General features: G+C 53.1%; 6 protein-coding genes and 1 pseudogene. All 7 read right to left on the bottom strand.

Annotation, left to right across the window (positions count from 1 at the left end; all coding sequences use genetic code 11):
• Positions 1 to 116 precede the first annotated feature (116 nt).
• Entirely contained in the window at positions 117 to 572 is a 456-nt protein-coding gene (locus JIN81_RS18635) for a hypothetical protein (RefSeq protein ID WP_200283549.1), read from the bottom strand.
• Positions 573 to 715: 143 nt separating this feature from the next.
• Entirely contained in the window at positions 716 to 1,351 is a 636-nt protein-coding gene (locus JIN81_RS18630) for a DUF4272 domain-containing protein (RefSeq protein ID WP_200283545.1), read from the bottom strand.
• A 157-nt stretch (positions 1,352 to 1,508) separates the two neighbouring features.
• A complete protein-coding gene (locus tag JIN81_RS18625) occupies positions 1,509 to 2,051 on the bottom strand; it encodes a hypothetical protein (protein WP_200283543.1) in 543 nt (180 codons plus the stop codon).
• A gap of 628 nt (positions 2,052 to 2,679) precedes the next feature.
• Positions 2,680 to 3,378, bottom strand: a complete 699-nt coding sequence (locus JIN81_RS18620) for a hypothetical protein (RefSeq protein WP_234045561.1) — start codon at positions 3,376 to 3,378, stop codon at positions 2,680 to 2,682.
• A 139-nt stretch (positions 3,379 to 3,517) separates the two neighbouring features.
• Complete coding sequence (locus JIN81_RS18615; protein ID WP_200283536.1) at positions 3,518 to 4,120, bottom strand: hypothetical protein; 603 nt, start codon at positions 4,118 to 4,120, stop codon at positions 3,518 to 3,520.
• A gap of 140 nt (positions 4,121 to 4,260) precedes the next feature.
• Positions 4,261 to 4,650 (bottom strand): hypothetical protein, encoded by a 390-nt coding sequence (locus JIN81_RS18610; protein ID WP_200283534.1) that lies wholly within the window; start codon positions 4,648 to 4,650, stop codon positions 4,261 to 4,263.
• Positions 4,651 to 4,789: 139 nt separating this feature from the next.
• Positions 4,790 to 5,017 (bottom strand): annotated as a pseudogene (locus JIN81_RS18605) (hypothetical protein); the annotation flags it as partial.

Genomic DNA, 5,017 nt, shown 5'->3' with positions numbered 1-5,017 from the left:
CCCTCGTGACCCCCAAAGAGAGGGACACTAGCGCCCCTCAGCGCCCCATTGCGCATCCCGGATCGAATCTGCTCCCGATTCACTCGAAACCTGACTCCCTCAGGAAACTTGGTTCTTCAAGGGCCTACTGGGGTTTCCCGACCGTCTCGTTCTCCTGTTTTGTTAGCCAGAGTTTTCCGGATCTGCGATAGAACTCCTTCAAAACTCTCGGTGGAAATAAGAAATGAGCAGCCGCAATCGGTTTCGGCTTCATTTATCTCGGCGAAGAATCGTTCTCTATTTCGACGATCTCGGCAGCGGTAGAAATTAGCATAGTCATAAGGTTTCTCATCGTCAACGAGCCGGCATGCCAACTCATAATTCTTGATTCCACTCGTAAGTGAAAAACCTAATCTCGTGAACCAACTAGGGATGTCGCTGGAAGATTGGCCGGGATCATGCTGCTCAATTTTTTTCGTGCGAATGGTAGCCAAGTATCCACCAAATGGAGGCTGTTTGAACCTAAAAGCGAAAACATCTCCCTCCCTAGAGATGTCGAGATTTAGTTGGCAGTTCGCATGAAACTTTTTCATTTTAGGAGAACGTCGAAGTGGTGGCACCCGCTACCGGGAGCGCCAGTCCGACTCAGGGTAAAGGGTTCTAATCACGGTTCAATCTCCGACTCGAGGCGGGGTAGCGGGTTGTCCACCCACGCCTTGTTCGCCTTGGTTTTTCGCTAGGTGTCCGATGGCACTTCATCCCAATCGGCCTCCACTCCGATGACCCAATCGAGGGCTCGTCGCCGCTCGCGCAGGAATCCCTCCCGAACTGGAAAGTCCGATCCAGAGAGTCGGGCGTTCCGAGCAGCCCAGTGGAGTCGGTAGTGAATGTCGGCCTGCTGGTAAATCTCCCCAAAAGGGCGGAGCGATGCCGATGCAATGAAGTCGGAAGGATCGGTGAACGGATCAGGGAACTTGGATGCCAGATCGTCGTCGCAATCCTTGAAGTGTTCGAGGGGGGCAAGTCCGAGGCACCAAGCTAAACTCTGCATGCACTCAACGAGCCACTGCGCATCGATCTTCTCCTGCTCGGTGTGATCGTCCCGTGTCAGCATGTCCCGCTCGTGCTCGGAGGCCGAATCCATCAATCCGAACTGCTCTACTGCGTCACGAAGCTTCTTGGTGTCGCCGCCGAATCCGATCCCCACGACATGAATAATGACCATGCAGCGTCGAGCGACATTCTCAGCACTCTGCGGAGAAAGCTCATCCACGGTCTCCAACGTCGGGAGATGATCGACCGCCGGAATATCCCATGAACGGATCAGCTTGATGCTCTCTTGCTTTACGCTGTCAGGATCGATCACGGGCATATTTTTGAGGCGAACGTCAAAGAACAGGCGATCCCGGCGAATGATGGCGGCGATCGCGAAACACTAGAAAGATAGTAATCATGAAATAGAAATGTAACAGAACCGCTGATAGGGGTCGCCCTGCTTCGTCTTGTTCGGCATTTGAGGTTGTAGTGAGCTAGTCGCCACCGAGGAGCTGAATGAGTGTGGCCTGATCCAAATTCTCGAAGATCCGAAATCTCAATTCTGTCTTAAATGGAGCCTTGCCTTTGAATTCCTTTTTGTTGCCGACCTCAATCAAGAATCTCCGTTCGTCTTTGTCTTTATCAGAGCTGCCGGATTTTCGGTATTCGAATGTCCCCATGATGAAGTCGTCGGAGAGCTCAATCGATCCCTTAGCTGCGTCGATTGACGTGTGAAGTTCTCTTCCAACGAGAAGCATCTTGATGGGGTATGTCCTTTCCTTAGGCAACATTCCAAGCGTGCATGCCCGATGAATCGACGTTTTTGTATTCCCAGCACCATCCGTCCGCACCTCGTAAACCAACACGTCCAACCTTCTTACCGGTTTAGCGGGCGAAAATGAGAATGACCAGCCCCGTGCATTCAGGAGAGTCAGCACATCACTTTCAGTTAATTCAGTTGCCGTGAGCCCCTCCGCTCCTTTGAGGGGGCTAAGAACTACGATGCCGAAAATAAGCTGAAAGAGGTAGTGTTTCATGATGTTACAATTTAGACTATCTAGCTGCAAATTCTCTTGCCGACCGTCAAAAGTGAGGCGATCCCGGCGACCTCACCGGGAAAGCTACAAGCATCCAACCAGCTTCCGAAGCTGGCGGAAAAAACGCAACAAAGCCGCTGTTAGGGGTCGCCTCCACTGCCTTGTTCGGCTTGATTTGTTTGTCGATTGGGAAGGCGCCCATCCGCATCAAGGTGATCGCTGATACGGAGAAGGAAAGTCACCGGATTGATGGAGCTCGATTGGAGGCGAACCACAGCTGTCCGAAGATACCGCTCTGGAACCTCAAAAGTCATCCGAACGTCCTTCTGAGTGTCGATCACCTCCAACCGTGCCCCGAATACAAGAAGGTCCTCCTCGAATACCTTCAAATTAGCGGTGGTGATCTCCTTGCCGTCGAATCCCCTTTGATCCTTAGGTATGCAGACAAGTACGCGGGCTATCCCGGGGTATCCAGAACTGGACCTCTCGACGGTTGAGACGCGCTCATGTTTCGGGTCCATCATGAAAGTCCATGGCGGACCGGCGTGTGCCATCGAAAACAAAGCAAAAAACGAAGCGAGGATCATGGCTCTCATAGCGAGTATTCTTGCCGAACGTCGAAGGCCTCCTACACCTGCCCTTGGGCGCAGCTTCGACTGTGGGTTGAGGGTTGAATGGCCATGGAAAATTGAACTCGCGGCGGGGCAGGTGTTAGGAGCGCCGCCTTGTTGGGCTTTTCTTCAATTCCGCCAAGAAGGCTCCAGACAAATGAGCGGATCGAGAAATACAGAATTAGATTGGTGACTCCCGCAATCACGCAGAACCGCCGGAAGCGATGCTGCTTATCATCCGCACGGAAATCAGCGTAAACCCAGCGGAGGCAATAGGCACAAAACCCAACGAAAAAGATGAGCTGTATCCAATTGATCGTGTGATACACGGTCAAAGCTCTTCGGTCTAGTTCGGCGGGAGCTTGCGGTGGGCTTCCAGGAGCAGGTCGAACCTCGACTGGCTTATTGAACAGCCCGAACGTCCACCGATACAGAATCGAACTTGTGGCCTCCTGGTAGCGCTGGCGCAAGTTCTCGTAGTCCTGCCGCTGCTGCTCATACGCACCCCTTGAGTCCTCATAAACGGAGCGCGCCCGATCATATTGGGACACCGTGCCATCGATGAGCAACCCTATGGCCTCGTTAATCAGAAGCATGAGTGCAATCGTGAAAAGCACCGACCACTTGCCCAGTCGCCGAAGAGGCAAGAATCCACGCTGAATCCGACGGCAGTCTTCAATCGTGTCGCAGCGTAGAATCTTGCGGAGGCTTCTCATGATTTTCTGCCCAACGTCAAAGTGATGCCGCGGTCTCAGCGGCCCGATAATGAAAACAACTCCAATCCCGTATGAAAATCCCAAATTCAACAAAGCGGCTTATCGGCGTCGGCATGCACGTCTTGTTCTCCTTCTTTGTTTACAGGCAGCCTCGCACCGAATCTTGGGCGTTCTCCACTGCAGCAGTGTGCCAGATCTCAAGGAGGCTCGTTATGTGTTCTGAGGTCCGGTCCAAGGTAATGGGTTTGTGATGATCGAGGCCAAACTGAGGAATGCCTCCGTGATCAGTCGTGTCGTAAATGAACCGCAAAAGGAGCGCCTCAATAACACTTCCTGTCGCGCCGCTGTTCCTCACGATGTGTCCAAGAATGTCGAGGCGGTTGTTGGCTATCTCAGCATATTCGTCTTCTGTAAACCCAAAGGCTCCTCGGAATATGTCGTTTGCTCGGCGGTGAAGCTTGGGCATGACCTCCTCCCGCCAGGCAGGGGCTAAGCTGAAGGCATGAAAGTCGGCACGAAATAGCAGGTATGCAGCAGCCTCAAAGCAAAGGCCGTCCGACTTGAACTTCGCTGGAACTGCTGAAACTCTATTCAAATTGTCCCATAGGGAATGAGCCGACCCAAATATCCCGAAGAAAAGGAGGTCCTCGTCACTTGGATTGTTAGGGTCGATCGTAGCCAATGCCTCTTCGATTGCGGGGACGGCTCGAAGTGGTTTTGTACGCCGAAAGAGTGAGAACATTTTTTGGAGAACGTCCGAGTCTTCTCACGCCTGACCGAGAGTGGACTCCGACTTCTGGTTTGATGGTTGAATTATCATGATGCTTTCGACTCGCCAAGGGTCAGGTGTTGAGATCGACGCCTTGTTCGCTTCGTTTCGTTCTACAGGTTCACCTTCCGAAACACAATCTCTTCAGGAAAGTCATCACCGGCAAAGAACTTCTTGAACAGATCGATCGCTTCCCAATGACGGAAAACCTCCCGCTCCTGGACTTCGACGCCACCTGCACTCATATCCACGTGAGTCATCACTTCGGATCCGTCCTTCTTGCCGAGAACCTCGTGATCATATCCTCCTGTACTGTGAATACGGCGCTCTACTGTGCAGCGTTCCTTAGAGCCTCCGCACTGAAGGTAGTCCCCATTCGGTGCCGTGAGGATGTAGAAGGAATTGCACTCGGGATTCAGGTAATTGAATGCCTGTGGAAATGTGTATTCCGGTGGTAGCGGAATGCTCTCCTTGGTCTCACAGCAGAACTTCCAATCGGCCATTTTCTAAAGCGATTGAGGTAGGGACACCGGTTACCCGGTGCCCCCCTCGCAGATCCCGGCGTGCGGAATTACCGCACCAGGCTCCTCGGAGAACGCGCATCCGAAGCAACGCGGGTCCTTGGTTTGATTTCTGACTCCATCATGCAGGTTTCTCATTCTGGTGCAATCCAGCTTTCAGCGGCAGTTCCACCACGCGGGGCGGCGGAAGCTCCCAGCCTGGCAGGCGACGCGTGAACTGCGCCCAGGTCAGCGATCGACGCTGGCTGCGGCGGTTCAACCACTTGTAGAGCAAGCGCACCACGGCGTAGTAATACTTGGAGAGCATATGCGAGTTCCCGATCACTCCGTAGTAGTTGCGATAGCCCAG

It is taken from the genome of Haloferula rosea (genome assembly GCF_016595525.1).
Lineage (GTDB): Bacteria > Verrucomicrobiota > Verrucomicrobiia > Verrucomicrobiales > Akkermansiaceae > Haloferula > Haloferula rosea.
The sequence above is the reverse complement of the archived record's forward strand: the minus strand, read 5'-3'. Positions and strand labels throughout refer to the sequence as shown.

Excerpts from the sequence above, each read along its gene's own strand:
- JIN81_RS18620 (WP_234045561.1), bottom strand. The coding sequence starts at position 3,378 with ATGAGAAGCCTCCGCAAGATTCTACGCTGCGACACGATTGAAGACTGC.
- JIN81_RS18610 (WP_200283534.1), bottom strand. The coding sequence starts at position 4,650 with ATGGCCGATTGGAAGTTCTGCTGTGAGACCAAGGAGAGCATTCCGCTA.
- JIN81_RS18625 (WP_200283543.1), bottom strand. The coding sequence starts at position 2,051 with ATGAAACACTACCTCTTTCAGCTTATTTTCGGCATCGTAGTTCTTAGC.
- JIN81_RS18635 (WP_200283549.1), bottom strand. The coding sequence starts at position 572 with ATGAAAAAGTTTCATGCGAACTGCCAACTAAATCTCGACATCTCTAGG.
- JIN81_RS18630 (WP_200283545.1), bottom strand. The coding sequence starts at position 1,351 with ATGCCCGTGATCGATCCTGACAGCGTAAAGCAAGAGAGCATCAAGCTG.
- JIN81_RS18615 (WP_200283536.1), bottom strand. The coding sequence starts at position 4,120 with ATGTTCTCACTCTTTCGGCGTACAAAACCACTTCGAGCCGTCCCCGCA.